Below are 15,322 nucleotides of genomic sequence, written 5' to 3' on the forward strand. Positions count from 1 at the left end.
CCGACCCCAGGGTCTGGGCAGAGCTCTCCACTGATCCAATCCAGCCGGTTCTGTCCCAGTCAAGAGCAATCCGGTCACCGATTGGCCTCGAACAATGGTCGCTTGTGCCCCGATGTGAAGGGGGACGGTTGGGGCGGAGGGTGTTGTAACGGATTCTTGACGTACAGTTCCGGTCACGAAAAGCAAGAGGCGGTAGTGTCCCCGACGTTGACGGGGGCGATACCGGTCAACAACGGTCACGTGAGACCTCGCGCGCCGTGTGACGCCCACGAAGGAGGCAACTCGGTGTCCACGAACGAGGTGGGCGCTCGGCGCCCACGTCGTCTACGCGGTTTCGCCGACCGCTGGCCCTTCAGGCGCAAGCTCAACCTTCTCGTCGGGGTGCCGCTGACCGTGGTGGCGGTCCTCCTCGCCTATCTCATAGCCGACCAGACGGCGCAGTCACGTGACGCGGCCGACGCCGCCCGGCTGGTCCGGGAGAGCACCGAGGTCGCCACACTCGCCGACCGGCTGGCGTCCGAGCACCAGCAGGCCGTCCTGCTCTCCGTACGGCACGAGGCCTCCGAGGGCGACGCGCCCTCGTCCGCCGCCTACCGCACGGCGCAGTCCCTCGTGAACTCCCAGGTCGACCGGGTGCGCGACGCCTTCGGGGAACAGCTGCCGGAGACCGAGGCGCAGGCGCTGCGGGGAATCGAGGGCCTGAGCAGCCTGCGTGACACCATCGAGCGGGACTATCTGCCCGCCGAGAGCATCGACCCCGCGTACACCCACGCCGCGCAGAACCTGATCGACGGCCTGGGCCTGGACCGCAACCCCGATCTGGCAACCGCCTTCACCGGCAACCTGCTGGACTCGCTGCTGCGCGCGGGTGCCGCCCACAGTGCCTTCGAGACCGGCGTCTTCTCCGCGTCGACCGGTGACTCCAACGCCCTCATCGAGTTCATCGGCGCGGTCGGCTCCTACGACGAGTACACGCATCAGGCCGAACGTTTCTCCCGGTTCGCCACCGACGCCCAGGCAGCGCAGCTCGCCGGGATCAAGTACACCGCCGCGCAGAGCGTCATCAGCCGGCACTTCGCCGAGCTGCAGATCGACCCCGGCGCCGCCCAGGGCGGTTCGCCCGCGGAGATCCGCACGTCCCTCGACGCGGCGCTCGACTCCTACCCCGCCTATCGTGACCAGGCCAAGACCCGGCTGGCGATCACCACCTCGCTCATCGGCCAGATCGCCGACCAGGCCGAGAGCGCCTCCGACAAGGCGGCATGGCGCGCGGTGCTGCTGCTGGGACTCGCCCTGCTCGGCCTCGCCGTCTGGCTGGTCCTGGCGATGCTGGTGCGCCGCTCCGTGGTCCGCCCGGTGCAAGCCCTCACAGGTGCCGCGCGGCAGGTCGCCGAGGTCGCCGAGCGCGAGCTCGCCCGGGTGGCCGACGACGACGCCGAGGACGACGGTCCGCCGCGGCTGCGCGCGATGCCGGTCACCGCGCGCGACGAGATCGGCGAACTCGCCGAGACGTTCAACCAGGTGCAGACCATGGCGGCCGCGCTGCTGGAACGGCAGGTGCTCAGCCGGCGCAACGTCGCCGAGATGTTCGGCAACGTGGGACGCCGGGTCAGCAATCTCACCACCCGCCAGCTCGCCCTCATCGACGCGGTGGAGCGGGGCGAGACCGATCCCGCTCTCCTCGAGCGGCTGTACTCCATCGACCACATCGCGGTCCGTCTGCGCCGCAACGCCGACAGCCTGATGCTGCTCGCCGGCATCCACGAGGCGGTCCTCGACTCCGGTCCCACCGCGCTCACCAACGTCGTACGCGCCGGGCTCGGCCAGATCGAGGGCTACCAGCGCGTGGAACTGCGCGCGCGGACCGAGGCCGTCGTGGAGCCGGAGGTCATCGGCGACCTGACGCTGATGATCTCCGAACTCCTGGAGAACGCGGTGTCGTTCTCGCCCGAGGGCAGCCCGGTCGAGGTGACGGTGGCGGCCTCCGGCGACGACGCGGTGATCGTCGTCTCCGACCACGGCCTGGGCATGAGCCCCGAGCGCCTCGACGAGGAGAACGCCCGTCTGATCCGCCGCGAACGGCTCGATCTCGTACCCACCAAGGTCCTGGGCCTGTTCGTGGTCGGCACCCTCGCGCGCCGCTGGGAGATCGCGGTCACGCTCTCCCGCACACCGGGCGGGGGTGTGACGGCCGAGGTGACGGTGCCGTCGGCGCTGCTGGTGACGGGGAGCACTACGGGATCGACGGCCACGGCGGCGTTGGCTGCGGTTGCCCGGGGCGGCTCGGGGACGAAGGCCGAGCACGCAAGCCGTGCGGGTGCGGCCACCGGCCCCCGGCCGTCCGCGGCCGTGCCAGGGGATGCCGTACGGCAGGACGACGCTGCGTGCGCCGACGGGCTGCGCCCCCTGCCCCGCCGTATCGCGCCGAGCGGGCCTGCCGCGGAGCCGTCCGGGAGCGGCGACGGCGAGGCGGCATCCGCCGATCACGCGCGGGCCGACCGGCCGGACCCGTCCGTGGCCGCGGCCCGGCCCGGCCCGACCCCCACAACCGCGCCCACGGGCGACGCCCCCACCGCTCGCCCCCTGCGTCGCCGCGTCCGTGGTGCGACCCTGCGTACGACCGTCGAGGCCTCCGAGCGGCAGACTGCGTTGCGGCAGGACGCGCGGACGCTCGACGCGGAGGCCGTGCGGGCGGCGCTCGACGAGTTCGAGGCCGCCGTGGAGCGCGCGCATCGCGACAGCGGGAACGGCGGTGACGGCGGCACCGGAGCGCAGTCCGCCCCAGCAACGACCCCAGCCCCCCATGTGCACGACCAGAACAACCCCCCGGAAGGAGCGGAGCAGTGAGCACGTCGACAGGTGGCACCCCGGCGGGAGGCCCCACACCGGCCGAACTGCAGGCCGCCGCAGCCGACTTCACCTGGCTGCTGAATCGCTTCGCGAAGGAGACGGCCGGTGTCGTGGACGCCATCGCCGTCTCGTCCGACGGCCTCCTCATCGCCGTGTCCGAGCTGCGTGAGCACGCCGACTCGGAGCGGCTCGCCGCGATCGTCTCCGGCATCACCAGCCTGGCCGCCGGCGCCTCCGGCAACTACGGCCTCGGCGGCCTCAACAAGGTCATCATCGACCTGGAGGGCGGCCACGTCCTGGTCTCCACGATCGGCAGCGGCGCCGTGCTCGGCGTCGTCACCGACAAGGAGGCCAAGCTGGGCAACATCGCCTACGAGATGACCGTGTTCGCCAACCGCGCCGGTTCCGCCCTCAGCCCGCAGCTGGTGCTGGAGCTGAAGAACAGCGTCGGCGCCACGTCGCCCCGCTGACCGGGCCGGGAAGAAACCCGGGAGCCCCGGCAAGAGGCAGGCACCCGGCCGAGGAGGACGGACTACGCCATGGCGGACGGCACCCCAGCGCCGGACCTCGACGGGCCGGAGCACGACGGGCCGGACCTCGACGGCCCGGAGCGCGATGGGCCGGACCTCGACGGGCCGCACCCCGATGTACCGGACCCCGGCGTGTCCGAGTCGGTCGGTCCCGCCTCCGCCGTGCGGCCCTTCCTGGTGACCGCCGGGCGGGTCGTGGGTGACGCCGACGGGCGGTCGATGCCCGTGGAGACGCAGGTGGTGGCCACCACCGAGGGGCTCGACGCGCTTGACCGGCTTGCCTTCGAGGAGCACGACATCGTCGCCGTCTGCCGGCTGCCGCAGTCCATCGCGGAGATCGCGGCCCGGCTGCGGCTGCACCTCAACGTGGTGCGCGTCCTCGCCGAGGACCTGCGCGCCGCCGGGCAGTTGACGGTGCACGTGCCCGACTCCGGCGTCATCCACGACGCATCCGTCCTGCGCAGGGTCATCGACGGCCTGCGCGCCGTACCCGACTCACGAGGGGTCACTCCGTGACGACGACTGAACCGGCCACCGGCGCAACCGCCGCGCCGGCGGCCACCGTACGACCGCCGCTGCCGGTCAAGATGGTGATCGCCGGCGGCTTCGGCGTGGGCAAGACCACCACCGTGGGCGCCATATCCGAGATCGAGCCGCTGACCACCGAGGCCGCGATCACGGAGGTCGCGGCCGGCGTGGACGACCTCACGCACACGCCGCGCAAGACGACGACCACCGTGGCGATGGACTTCGGCTGCCTCACCATCGACCCCACCCTGAAGCTGTATCTGTTCGGCACACCCGGGCAGGAGCGGTTCGGGTTCATGTGGGACGACATCGTGGAGGGCGCCGTCGGCGGGCTCGTCATCGTGGACACCCGCCGGCTCGACGACTGCTACGCCGCCGTCGACTACTTCGAGCACAAGGGCATCCCCTTCGCGGTGGCCGCCAACGCCTTCGACGGCAAGGTCGAGCACACGCTGGACGAGATCCGCTGGGCCCTCGACGTCACCGACGGCGTCCCGGTCGTCGTCTTCGACGCCCGCGAACGCGGCTCGGTCCGCGACGCCCTGCTCGTCGTGCTGGAACTGGCGCTGGCGCGCACGGACGGCTGACGGCGGGAGCAGACGCCGGGCGGTCGCCGTACGGCCGTCCTCGCGCGGCTAGGGCCTGCGGGCCACCGGGGGTGCGTGACTAGCCGCGCCTGCGCACCCCCGGTGACACCGCGAACCGCGCCGCTGCCCAGAAGAGCGCCAGCGTCGTGAGCGCCATCGCGGCGACCAGGGTGGCGCCGCCCACGACCTTCTCGTAGTTGCGCTGGTAGAGGCCGTCGATGATGTAGCGGCCGAGGCCGCCGAAGCTGACGTACGCGGCGATGGTGGCCGTCGAGACGATCTGGATGGCTGCCGAGCGCAGGCCGCTGAGGATCAGCGGGAGGGCCACGGGCAGTTCGACCCTGAACAGGATTCCGGTCTCGGCCATGCCCATGCCGCGAGCGGCGTCCACCGGCGCGGGGTCGACGGAGCGCATGGCTTCATAGGTGGTGACGAGGATGGGCGGGATGGCGAGCACGACCAGCGGGATCATGACGGGGGCCATGCCCAGGCCCAGCAGGATGAACATCAGCACCATCAGGCCGAAGCTGGGCAGCGCCCGGGCCGAGGTGGCGATCAGGGCGAGCGCGTTGCCGCCGCGCCCGGTGTGGCCCGTGAGCAGGCCGACCGGCAGTCCGACCGCGGCGGCGATGCCGAGTGCCAGCAGCGTGTACTGGACGTGCTCGGCGAGCCTCGCGGGGATGCCGTCGTAGCCCTGCCAGTGCGCGCTGTCGCTGAAGAAGGAGTTGATGAAGTTCAGGACGTTCACCGGGCGGCCTCCTTCACGGCGAGCGGGCGTGCGTTCTTACGGGTGCCGCGCGGCATCCAGGGCGTCAGGAGCAGACGCAGGCCGATCAGCGCCGCGTCCACGAGGATGGCCAGGACGGCCGTACCCACCACGGAGAGCCACACCAGGCGGGGCTGGTTGTAGATCAGGCCGCTGTTGAGCAGGTTGCCGAGGGCGCCCGCGTTGCCGATGAGCATGCCGACGCTGACGAGGGAGACGCTCGACACGGACGCCACCCGCAGTCCGGCGATGATCGCGGGTGCCGCGATCGGCAACTGGACCTGGAGATAGCGTCGTACGGGCCCGAAGCCCATGGCGGTGGCGGCGGCCAGTGTCTCCTGCGGCACCGACCGCACACCGTCCACGATGGCCGGGACCAGCACCACCAGGCTGTACACGGCCAGCGGGATCATCACCGTGATCTCGCTCAGGCCGGTGTAGTCGATGAGGATGACGAAGAAGGCGAGCGAGGGAATCGCGTACAGCACGGTCGTCACCCACAGCACGGGCGGGTACAGCCAGCGCACCCGCACGCACAGCTGGGCGACGGGCAGGGCCACGAGCAGCCCGGCGAGCACGGGGATCAGTGCCTCGCGCAGATGCAGGCCGACCAGTCCGAAGTAGCTGTTCTGCAGGTCGCTCGGCATGTCGAAGAGCTCGGTCATGGCGCGACCTTCTCGGTCGTCCCGGCCGCCCCGGCCGTCCCGGACTTACCGGGCCCCCCGGGCTCCCCGGCCTCCGCGACCTTGCCGTCGTGCGCGTGCGCACCGCGGATGGCCTCGCCGATGGTCTGCTGCGAGACGACCCCGGTGGCCCGGCCGTCGGCGTCCACGGCGACGGCCCACCCGGTGGGCGAGAGCACGGCACAGTCGAGAGCGGCCCGCAGCGAGTCGGTCGCGGTCACGAACGGGCGCCCGTACGGCAGGAGTCGGTCGGTCTCGATCTCCCCGGCGGTGAGATCCTGCGGCTCGCCCCAGCCGAGGGGCTTGCCGTCCGGGTCGGTGACCAGGAGATACGGCACGTCGGCGGTGGCGGCGGCGGTGATCTGCTCGGCGGTGGCGTCGACGGCCACGAGGGGCTCGGTCAGCAGGTCCAGGCCCGCCGAGGGGAAGAACGACAGCCGCCGGATGCCCCGGTCCGCGCCGAGGAAGTCCTCCACGAACTCGTCCGCGGGGTGGGTCAGCAGTTCGGCCGGCGGGGCGAACTGGGCGAGCTTGCCGCCCGTGCGCATCACGGCGACCATCGTGCCGAGCTTGACGGCCTCATCGATGTCGTGGGTGACGAAGACGATGGTCTTGCCCAACTCCTCCTGAATGCGCAGGAGTTCGTCCTGGAGGCCCTTGCGGACCACGGGGTCGACGGCCGAGAAGGGCTCGTCCATCAGCAGCACCGGCGGGTCCGCCGCGAGGGCGCGGGCCACGCCGACGCGCTGCTGCTGGCCGCCGGAGAGCTGGTACGGGTACCGCTTGGCGAGTGCCCCGTCGAGGCCGACCCGCTCCATCAGCTCACGCGCCCGCGCCCGGGACTTCTCCTTGCCCCAGCCGAGCATGCGGGGCACCGTGGCGATGTTGTCGAGGATCGTGCGGTGCTGGAAGAGGCCGGCGTTCTGGATGACGTATCCCATGGACCGGCGCAGGGTGTTGACCGGCTGCTGCTGGATGTCCACGTCGTCGAGGAGGATGGTGCCCTCGCTGGGCTCGACCATCCGGTTGATCATCCGCAGCGTGGTCGTCTTTCCGCAGCCCGACGGTCCGACGAGGACGGTGATCGAGCGGTCGGGTATCTCCAGCGAGAGCTGGTCGACCGCCACCGTGCCGTCCGGATACCGCTTGGTGACTGAATCTATCCGTATCAAAACGCCGAATACCCTTCGGGTCTGGCAGATTTCGCCCGCTTTTGACCACGGGTCCGGGCCGTTGAGGGGAGAGTCTAGACGTCCAGTGTTGCGGGACTGTGGACTGGACCGCGGACTCCGCTGCCGCTGCCGCTGCCGCGCAGGGCGACGAAGGAACGGCCGCCCGTCATCCACTGACCGACGGCACCCCAGCCGGCCCGCTCGGCGTGCCGCAGCAGGGCGGGGGTGCCCAGGCGTGCCCACGGGAAGGGAGTGCCGGTGGCACCGCCGGCGTCGGTGACGTGGACGTGGACGCGTTCGTCGAGGTCCAGGTCGGGCACGGTCTCGGCGATCAACAGGCCGCCGGGGGCGAGGAGTTGGGCCATCCGGTCGAGCAGGGCCACGGGGTCGCCACCGATGCCGATGTTGCCGTCGATGAGCAGGGCGGTGCCCCAGCGGCCCTCGCCGGGCAGCGAGTCGAAGACGGAGCGGCGCAACGCCGGTCCCCCTAGCCGCAGCGTGCACGCGACGGCGACCTCGCTGACGTCGATGCCGAGCACCCGGCGTCCCTGCCGGCCCAACGCCGCCACCAGCCGCCCGGGCCCGCACCCGACATCCAGCACCGCCCCCTCACAACGCCGCAGCACCTCCATGTCCACCGCATCGGCCTCCGCACACCACCGCTCGACATCGAGCGGCAACAGCCAGCCGTCGGTACGGCGCAGAAAGAGGGGCCCCTGCCCGGCGGTGAGGGCACGGGCATAGGGGTCGACGGACCAGGAAACGGCGTCGCCGGGAGCGGCCCGAAGGCGGCCGCCGCCGACGCCGGTTGCGGTGGCGGCCCTTGGAGCGTCGGGGCGGGTCGTCGGTGTCCGGTGGCCGGTCGCCGGGGGACGCGTCGAGCCGCGGTGCGGGTGCGGGATACCGGCCTCGACCGGGAGACCTGACGGGCGGCCGTCGGTGCCGACGTCGAGGCGTGCGCCCACGCCGGACTCCGGCACGGCCCCCCGTGCCCGACTGTCGGCGACAGCACCCTCGTCGCGGATCACGGCCACGGCCAACTGCCCGATACCGGCGTCGGTACCGGCGTCGGGTGGGAGGTGCGACGGGGGACCGTCCGAGCCGGGCTCGGGCGAAGTCCCTCGTGGGTGGCTGTCGGTGGTGGAGTCCGTGTGGTGGATCGTGACCGGGCCCGTCTGGCGGGTGATCCTTGCCGTCGTCGTCTCGTGCCGGGCGCTCATCGGTCCACCGTCGGGGTGAGGCGGGCCAGCGCTGTTGCGAAGCGTCCGCCCGGTGCCGCCTCGGCGACCAGGTCGGCGTCGGATGCCGTGTCGACGTCGCGCAGACAGGGCAGGTCGCGCACGCGCAGACCGGCGAGCCGGGCCCGCTGCGCTTCGCCGGTCTGCGGCGTCGACATCGGGACGCCGCGCAGCCGTGCCGGGTCCGGTTCGGCCATGCCGAGCGCCCAGAAGCCGCCGTCCTCGGCGGGACCGAAGTACGCGTCGCAGTCCGACCAGTCCACGGTCAGCAACTCCGGTGTCACCTGCGGGGTGTCCATGCCGACGAGCAGCGCAGGCCCGTCACACCCCGCGAAGGCTTCGGCCAGCCGTTCGTCGAGGCCGCCCGCGCACTGCCGTACGACGTCGAATCCGGGCGGCACCCAGGGGCCCGGCGTTCCGTCCAGGACCAACACCCGGCGGCGAGCCGGCGTCCGCGCCACGGCGTCCAACGTGTCCACGAGCGCCGCCTCCGCAAGCAGGGCCGCCTCCTCGGGCGTGAAGGGCGGCGTCAGCCTGGTCTTCACCCGCCCCGGTCGGGGCTCCTTGGCAATGACGAGGAGCGTGGTCACGAGCGGGTTCCTTTCGACGGGTCGGCGCCGGGGTGGGTTGGGGAGCGGTGGGAGGACTTGGCTTCGGCACGGTCGGGGGACCCGGCAACGGTCCGGGTCTGCGGGTCGGGCTCGGCGAAGGTCCTGCCGCGCCGGTCGGACTCGGCACCGTCCCGGTCGGACTCGGCACCGTCCCGATCGGGATCGGCCCCGGATCCGCCCGCCCCACCGGGATCCGCCTCAGCCCCGCCACGTCCACCGGCCCCGACCCCACCACGCCCATCAGGCCCGACGCCGGACCCACCCCGCCCGCCGCCGCCGGCACTCGCCCCCACACCCCCGTCCCGCTCCCCCAGCACCCGGCTCATGTCCCGCACCGCCTGCCAGGTCCCCCGCCAAGTGCCCGTCACCTTCGACGCGCCCGTGCGGGGCAGGTACGGCACGTCGTACTCGGCGATGCGCCAGTTCGCGTCGGCGGCGCGGACGACCATCTGGAGGGGGTAGCCGCTGCGGCGGTCGGTGAGGGCGAGGGTGTGGAGGCGGTCGCGGCGGGCGGCGCGGAGGGGGCCCAGGTCGTGCAGGCGCAGGCCGGTGCGGCGGTGGAGGAGGTGGGTGAGGGCGAGGTTGCCGGCGCGGGCGTGCAGCGGCCAGGTGCCGCGGGACGCGGGGCGGCGCCGGCCCAGGATCAGGTCGGCCTCGCCGGCCGCGATCCGGCGTACGAAGGGCACCAGGTCGCCCGGGTCGAGCGAGGCGTCGCAGTCGCAGAAGCAGACGATGTCGGCCGTGGCCGCGGTCAGCCCGGCGTGGCATGCGGCGCCGAACCCGCGTCGCTCCTCGTGCACGACCGTCGCGCCGAGCTCGCGGGCGACGGCGGCCGAGCCGTCGGTGGAACCGTTGTCCACGACGAGCGCCCGCCAGCCGGGCGGGATCCGCTCCAGGACCCAGGGCAGGGCGTCGGCCTCGTCGAGACAGGGAAGCACGACGTCGACGGACGCCGTGCGGGGTTCACCGGCTGCTGCGGATGGGGTCGTCACGGCTTTCACCCTACGAGCCAGAAACGGACATACCGGACTACGGCTCCTTACGAAACAAGGACGTCAGGCCTCGGCTGCGGCACATGCGCGCCCGGGGTGCGAGGCTGGCGGCATGGAGCAGCAACAGCCGTATCAGCAGGCCGGGGGCGGGCCCGGGGCCAGGGTTCTCGTCGTCGACGACGACCCCACCGTGGCCGAAGTCGTCTCGGGCTACCTCGACCGCGCCGGATACGTCGTGGACCGCGCCGGAGACGGCCCCGACGCCCTCGCCCGGGCCGCCGCGCACTGGCCGGACCTGGTCGTGCTGGACCTGATGCTGCCCGGCATGGACGGCCTGGAGGTGTGCCGCCGGATGCGCGGCCAGGGGCCCGTGCCGGTCATCATGCTCACCGCCCGCGGCGACGAGGACGACCGCATCCTCGGCCTGGAGGTCGGCGCCGACGACTACGTCACCAAGCCCTTCAGCCCGCGCGAACTCGTCCTGCGCGTCGAGTCGGTGCTCCGCCGCACCCGCCCCGGCCCCGCCCGGCCGCAGGGCACCCTGCGCGCGGCCGGCCTCTCGGTCGACCGGGCGGCCCGCCGCGCCACCAAGAACAACGCCGAACTCGCCCTCACCATCCGTGAGTTCGACCTCCTCGCGTTCTTCCTGCGGCACCCCGGCCGGGTCTTCAGCCGCGAGGACCTGATGCGCGAGGTGTGGGGCTGGGACTTCGGCGATCTGTCGACCGTCACCGTCCATGTCCGCCGGTTGCGCGGCAAGGTGGAGGACGATCCGGCCAGGCCCCAGCTCATCCAGACGGTGTGGGGCGTCGGCTACCGCTTCGACGCGACCGGTACCGCCGCCCCGGGTCCCGCCCACGCTCCTTCTCCCGCCGGGGAGGCGTGATCATGCGCGACACCCTCCTGATCGCCCTCTTCGCCTTCCTCGGCGCCGCCGCGGCCGGAGTGCTCGGCGCGTGCCTGCTCGTGCTGATCCGGCGCCGCTCGCTCATCGTGCACCTCACCGTGGTCGCCGGCGTCGGTATCACCGCGATGCTCGCGGGCACGCTCGCCGTCGCCCAGGCGATGTTCCTGAACGGGCACGACCTGAGCGTCGTCACGACCGTCGTCGCGATGGCCGCCGTGGTCTCCCTGGCCACCGCCCTGCTGCTCGGCCGCTGGGTCGCCGCCCGCAGCCACGCCCTCGCGCTCGCCGCCCGGTCCTTCGGCGACGGCGGCGACTTCACCTCGCCCGACGGCGTCGCCACCGCCGAACTCGCCGAGCTGAGCCGCGAGTTGGAGGCGACCAGCGCCAAGCTCGCCGAGTCCCGCGAGCGGGAGCGGGCGCTCGAGTCCTCCCGGCGTGAGCTCGTCGCCTGGATCTCCCACGATCTGCGCACCCCGCTGGCCGGCCTGCGTGCGATGGCGGAGGCGCTGGAGGACGGGGTCGCCGTCGATCCCGACCGCTATCTCAAGCAGATCCGGATGGAGGTCGAGCGACTCAACGGCATGGTGGGCGACCTCTTCGAACTGTCCCGCATCCACGCGGGGACGCTGGCGCTGAGCACGAGCCGGATCTCCCTGTACGACCTGGTCGGCGACGCGCTGGCGGGCGCCGACCCACTGGCCCGCGAGTGCGGCGTGCGGCTGGTGGGCGAGCGGATCGAACCGGTGCCGGTCGAGGTGGACGGCAAGGAGATGAGCCGGGTGCTGGGCAATCTGCTGGTGAACGCGATCCGCCGGACGCCCGCCGACGGCACCGTCGCCCTCGCCGCCGAACGCTCGGCCGACGGCGTGGTCCTGTCCGTCACCGACGGCTGCGGCGGGATCCCCGACGAGGACCTGCCGCGGGTCTTCGACACCGGCTGGCGCGGCACGCATGCGCGTACCCCTCCGGCGGGGGCGGGGCTCGGCCTCGCCATCGTGCGGGGCATCGTGGAGGCGCACGCGGGACGAGCCTCGGTACGGAACGTCCCCGGGGGGTGCCGCTTCGAGGTGGTGCTGCCCGCTGCCGCTTCCTGAGAGGCGGGCAGCACCACCAGTCCGAGGGAGCCTACGCCCCTCGCATTCCGGCCACCGCGAACTCCCGCATCCCGTCGGCGAACCCCACCTCGGCCTTCCAGCCCAACTCCGCGCGCAGCCGCGCCGAGTCGGCCGTGATGTGCCGTACGTCGCCCAGCCGGTACTCCCCGGTCACAACCGGCTCGGGACCGCCGTACGCCTCCGCGAGCGCGTGGGCCATCTCGCCGACGGTGTGCGGGTCGCCGCTGCCGGTGTTGTACGCCGTGAGCGCACCCCCCGGAAGGGCTTGCGCACTCGCCTCCAGCGCGGCCACGTTGGCGGCGGCCACGTCCCGGACGTGGACGAAGTCCCGCCGCTGACGGCCGTCCTCGAAGACGCGGGGCGCCTCGTCGCGTGCGAGCGCCGAGCGGAAGAAGGACGCGACGCCCGCATAGGGGGTGTCGCGGGGCATGCCCGGTCCGTAGACGTTGTGGTAGCGCAGGGACACCGCGGTGCCGTCCGTCGCGCGTGCCCATGCCGCGGCGAGGTGTTCCTGGGCGAGCTTCGTCGTCGCGTACACGTTGCGCGGGTCGGCCGGGGCGTCCTCCGCGACCAGCCCGGGGGCGAGGTCGGCGCCGCACTGCGGGCAGGGCGGCTCGAACCGGCCCGCGTCGAGATCGGCCACGGCGCGCGGGCCGGGGCGTACGACGCCGTGCCGCCCGCACACGTAGCGCCCCTCGCCGTACACCACCATCGATCCGGCCAGCACCAGTCGGCGTACGCCCGCGTCGGCCATGGCGGTCAGGAGTACGGCCGTGCCCAGGTCGTTGCGGGAGACGTACTCCGTGGCGTCGGCGAAACCGGCGCCGAGGCCGACCATCGCGGCCTGGTGGCACACGGCGTCGACGCCGGTCAGTGCCTGGCGGACGGCGTAGGGGTTGCGTACGTCCGACTCGGCGTCGGGACGGACGTCGTACACGACGGGTTCGTGCCCGTGCGCCTTGAGCGCCTCGACGATGTGGGACCCGATGAAACCGGCACCGCCGGTGACCAGTACACGCATACGATCACGCTAGGGCGGCGAGGCACGTTTCGGCCGCTCGGCGCCGGTCATGTCACGGGTCCGTAAGACCTGCCTCCCGCTCCCCGTCCACCACGAGCGGAACCGTCACCGTGAACACCGTCTGCCCGGGCTCACTGCTCAGCTCGATGTGGCCCCCGTGGGCCTGGACCAGGGACTGCGCCACCGCAAGTCCGAGTCCGCTGCCGCCCCGGTCGCGGCTGCGGGCCTTGTCGACGCGGTAGAAGCGGTCGAAGACGCGTATCCGGTCGGCGGGCGGGATGCCGGGACCGGCGTCGGTGATCCGGACGACGGCGGCGCCCTCCGCCGCCGTGACCGCGACGGACACCGGCGTTCCGGCGGGTGTGTGGATCGCCGCGTTGGTGAGGAGGTTGTCCAGCACCTGACGGATGCGCTGGGGGTCGAGGCGCACTTTCAGGATGCCGGGGCCGGGGGCGAGGGTCAGGGGGTGGTCGGCGTGGGTGACGCGGAAGGCGTCCGCCGCCTGTTCGACCAGGTCCACCAGGTCCGCGCCCTGCATCCGCAGCGGCGTCTCCACCTCGGCGGCGTCCAGGCGGGCGAGCAGCAGCAGGTCGTCGAGGAGAAAGCCCATGCGGGCGGCCTCGGCACGCAGCCGGGCCAGGTGCCGCTCCCGCTCCTCGGGGGCGTTGGCCGCGGCGTACTGGAAGAGGTCGGCGTAGCCCCGGACCGACATCAAAGGCGTACGGAGTTCGTGCGAGGCGTCCGCCACGAAGCGGCGCAGACGCTGCTCCGCCTCCGCGCGCACCGCGAGGGAGTCGTCGATGTGCTCCAGCATGGTGTTGAACGCGGTGCGCAGTTCCTCCACCTCGGGGCCGCCGCCGCGCCGTGCGTGCCGTACGGGCAGCTGGGCCGAGTCGGTGAGGTCGTGCGAGGTGATGTCGCGGGCGGTGTGCGCCATGTCGCTCAGTGGCTTCAGGCCCCGCCGCAGCATCCCCCGTCCGAACACCACGAGGGCCAGCAGCGCGAGCCCGAAGGTGACCGCCTGGATGGTGACCAGCTGGCCCACGGTGTCCTCGATGTCCTCCATCGGCGCGGCGCTGACCAGCACCACGCCGGGCTCGACCTCGCAGGCCCGCAGCCGGTACTCGCCCTTGCCCTTCAGATGCTCGGTGCGCAGGATCTCCGTGTGCGCGCCGGTCTGTGCCGTGGCCAGCGAGGTGAAGTCGTCGACGTCCTGCGGCAGGTCGGCGGGGTCCTCGGGCCGGCGCAGCACGGGCTTGCCGTCCGACACGTCGTACACGGCGTAGAACCAGCTGTAGTACTTCTTGCCCGAGAGCGTGCCGTAGTCCGCGATGCTCTTGGACTGGGCGATCTGGCCCTGCGCGAGCTGGGTGTCGAGCTGGGCCGACAGGTAGTCCTTCATGTACGTGGTCAGGGCCGTGCCGACGACGCCGAACACGAACAGCGCCAGCAGCCCGAGGCCCAGCGCCAGGCGGGTGCCGAGCCGCATCCCGCGGTACGCCCGCCGCAGCCGCCCGATCACTCCGCCGCCTGCCGGATCACGTATCCGAAGCCGCGCACGGTGTGGATCAGCGGTCCGCGGCCGTCGTCGGGCTCGTCGAGCTTGCGGCGCAGCCGGCTGACGACCAGTTCGACGACGTTCGAGCGGCCGCCGAAGCCGTACTCCCACACATGGTCGAGGATCTGCGCCTTGGTGAGCACGGTCGGCGACTTGCGCATCAGGTAGCGCAGGACCTCGTACTCGGTGGGCGTGAGCGTGAGCTGTTTGTCGCCGCGGCGGACCTCGCGGGTGTCCTCGTCCATCGTCAGGTCGGCCACCCGAAGGACGGAACGCTGGAAGCCGGGTCCGGCGCTGCGCCGCAGCACGGTGCGCAGCCGGGCCATCAGCTCCTCCACGGCGAACGGTTTGACCAGGTAGTCGTCGCCGCCGCGGGTCAGGCCGGCCACCCGGTCGGCGACCCCGTCGCGGGCCGTCAGGAACACCACGGGCACCATTTTCCCGGCGCCGCGCAGCCGGTCCAGGACGCCGAAGCCGTCCACGTCGGGCAGCATCAGGTCCAGGACCACGATGTCCGGGTGGAACTCGGCGGCCAGCCGCAGCGCCTCCTCGCCGGAGTTCGCGGTGACCGCGTCCCAGCCCTCGTAGCGGGCGACCGTCGCGACGAGGTCGGCGATGGGCGGGTCGTCGTCCACGACCAGCAGGCGTACTTTCTCCACCCGTTCATACTGCGGCACCCGCCGCCGTTCCCATGAGCCGGGTGTGGGCCCGGGACGACATCGATAACGAGTTGAAAGAAGTACGACAGCTTTTCGACAGCACCC

13 protein-coding genes and 2 pseudogenes are annotated in these 15,322 nt (G+C 72.6%); 6 read left to right on the forward strand and 9 right to left on the reverse strand.

Going from position 1 to position 15,322, the window contains the following annotated elements; translation table 11 throughout:
- Positions 1-285: 285 nt before the first annotated feature.
- The 4 genes and pseudogenes from OHT51_RS09600 (at position 286) to OHT51_RS09615 (ending at position 4,495) form a co-directional block, all read left to right on the forward strand.
- Complete coding sequence (locus tag OHT51_RS09600; RefSeq protein WP_328878497.1) at positions 286-2,847, forward strand: ATP-binding protein; 2,562 nt, start codon at positions 286-288, stop codon at positions 2,845-2,847.
- Positions 2,844-3,320, forward strand: coding sequence for a roadblock/LC7 domain-containing protein (locus OHT51_RS09605; RefSeq protein WP_328421984.1), 477 nt, complete (start codon positions 2,844-2,846; stop codon positions 3,318-3,320). The genes OHT51_RS09600 and OHT51_RS09605 overlap by 4 nt, the downstream gene beginning before the upstream one ends.
- Positions 3,321-3,389: 69 nt before the next feature.
- Positions 3,390-3,906, forward strand: a pseudogene (locus tag OHT51_RS09610) (DUF742 domain-containing protein).
- A complete protein-coding gene (locus OHT51_RS09615; protein WP_328878499.1) occupies positions 3,893-4,495 on the forward strand; it encodes a GTP-binding protein in 603 nt (200 codons plus the stop codon). Before OHT51_RS09610 ends, OHT51_RS09615 begins: the two are co-directional and overlap by 14 nt.
- A gap of 79 nt (positions 4,496-4,574) precedes the next feature.
- On the opposite strand, the gene OHT51_RS09620 is transcribed toward OHT51_RS09615, so the two are convergent.
- The 6 genes and pseudogenes from OHT51_RS09620 to OHT51_RS09645 all read right to left on the reverse strand — a co-directional run.
- Complete coding sequence (locus OHT51_RS09620) at positions 4,575-5,243, reverse strand: ABC transporter permease (protein ID WP_328878500.1); 669 nt, start codon at positions 5,241-5,243, stop codon at positions 4,575-4,577.
- Complete coding sequence (locus tag OHT51_RS09625) at positions 5,240-5,926, reverse strand: ABC transporter permease (RefSeq protein ID WP_328878501.1); 687 nt, start codon at positions 5,924-5,926, stop codon at positions 5,240-5,242. Before OHT51_RS09625 ends, OHT51_RS09620 begins: the two co-directional genes overlap by 4 nt.
- Positions 5,923-7,116 carry an ABC transporter ATP-binding protein gene (locus tag OHT51_RS09630; RefSeq protein WP_328878502.1) on the reverse strand — a complete coding sequence of 398 codons (1,194 nt, stop codon included), beginning with the start codon at positions 7,114-7,116 and terminating at the stop codon, positions 5,923-5,925. Before OHT51_RS09630 ends, OHT51_RS09625 begins: the two co-directional genes overlap by 4 nt.
- A 74-nt stretch (positions 7,117-7,190) precedes the next feature.
- Positions 7,191-8,018, reverse strand: a complete 828-nt coding sequence (locus OHT51_RS09635; RefSeq protein ID WP_443052701.1) for a methyltransferase domain-containing protein — start codon at positions 8,016-8,018, stop codon at positions 7,191-7,193.
- Between the two features lie 314 nt (positions 8,019-8,332).
- Positions 8,333-8,944, reverse strand: coding sequence for a TIGR04282 family arsenosugar biosynthesis glycosyltransferase (locus OHT51_RS09640; protein WP_328878503.1), 612 nt, complete (start codon positions 8,942-8,944; stop codon positions 8,333-8,335).
- A 305-nt stretch (positions 8,945-9,249) separates the two neighbouring features.
- Positions 9,250-9,966: pseudogene (locus tag OHT51_RS09645) on the reverse strand (glycosyltransferase family 2 protein); the annotation flags it as partial.
- A 103-nt stretch (positions 9,967-10,069) separates the two neighbouring features.
- Between OHT51_RS09645 and OHT51_RS09650 the strand changes: the two are divergent.
- Together OHT51_RS09650 and OHT51_RS09655 are read left to right on the forward strand one after the other, a co-directional pair.
- The gene (locus tag OHT51_RS09650; protein WP_328878504.1) at positions 10,070-10,843 is read left to right on the forward strand and encodes a response regulator transcription factor; all 774 of its coding nucleotides are present in this window, start codon (positions 10,070-10,072) and stop codon (positions 10,841-10,843) included.
- Between the two features lie 2 nt (positions 10,844-10,845).
- Complete coding sequence (locus OHT51_RS09655) at positions 10,846-11,958, forward strand: sensor histidine kinase (RefSeq protein WP_328878505.1); 1,113 nt, start codon at positions 10,846-10,848, stop codon at positions 11,956-11,958.
- A 31-nt stretch (positions 11,959-11,989) separates the two neighbouring features.
- On the opposite strand, the gene OHT51_RS09660 is transcribed toward OHT51_RS09655, so the two are convergent.
- The 3 genes from OHT51_RS09660 to OHT51_RS09670 are packed head-to-tail and all read right to left on the reverse strand — an operon-like array spanning position 11,990 to position 15,217.
- Positions 11,990-13,000 carry an NAD-dependent epimerase/dehydratase family protein gene (locus OHT51_RS09660; protein ID WP_328878506.1) on the reverse strand — a complete coding sequence of 337 codons (1,011 nt, stop codon included), beginning with the start codon at positions 12,998-13,000 and terminating at the stop codon, positions 11,990-11,992.
- Between the two features lie 52 nt (positions 13,001-13,052).
- Positions 13,053-14,522 (reverse strand): sensor histidine kinase, encoded by a 1,470-nt coding sequence (locus OHT51_RS09665; protein WP_328878507.1) that lies wholly within the window; start codon positions 14,520-14,522, stop codon positions 13,053-13,055.
- The gene (locus OHT51_RS09670; RefSeq protein WP_328878508.1) at positions 14,519-15,217 is read right to left on the reverse strand and encodes a response regulator transcription factor; all 699 of its coding nucleotides are present in this window, start codon (positions 15,215-15,217) and stop codon (positions 14,519-14,521) included. The genes OHT51_RS09665 and OHT51_RS09670 overlap by 4 nt, the downstream gene beginning before the upstream one ends.
- Positions 15,218-15,322: the final 105 nt, after the last annotated feature.

The organism is Streptomyces sp. NBC_00299 (assembly GCF_036173045.1).
GTDB classification, from domain to species: domain Bacteria; phylum Actinomycetota; class Actinomycetes; order Streptomycetales; family Streptomycetaceae; genus Streptomyces; species Streptomyces machairae.

Coding starts and splice junctions, on each gene's coding strand:
- OHT51_RS09625 (WP_328878501.1), bottom strand. CDS start 5,926: ATGACCGAGCTCTTCGACATGCCGAGCGACCTGCAGAACAGCTACTTC.
- OHT51_RS09650 (WP_328878504.1), top strand. CDS start 10,070: ATGGAGCAGCAACAGCCGTATCAGCAGGCCGGGGGCGGGCCCGGGGCC.
- OHT51_RS09660 (WP_328878506.1), bottom strand. CDS start 13,000: ATGCGTGTACTGGTCACCGGCGGTGCCGGTTTCATCGGGTCCCACATC.
- OHT51_RS09655 (WP_328878505.1), top strand. CDS start 10,846: ATGCGCGACACCCTCCTGATCGCCCTCTTCGCCTTCCTCGGCGCCGCC.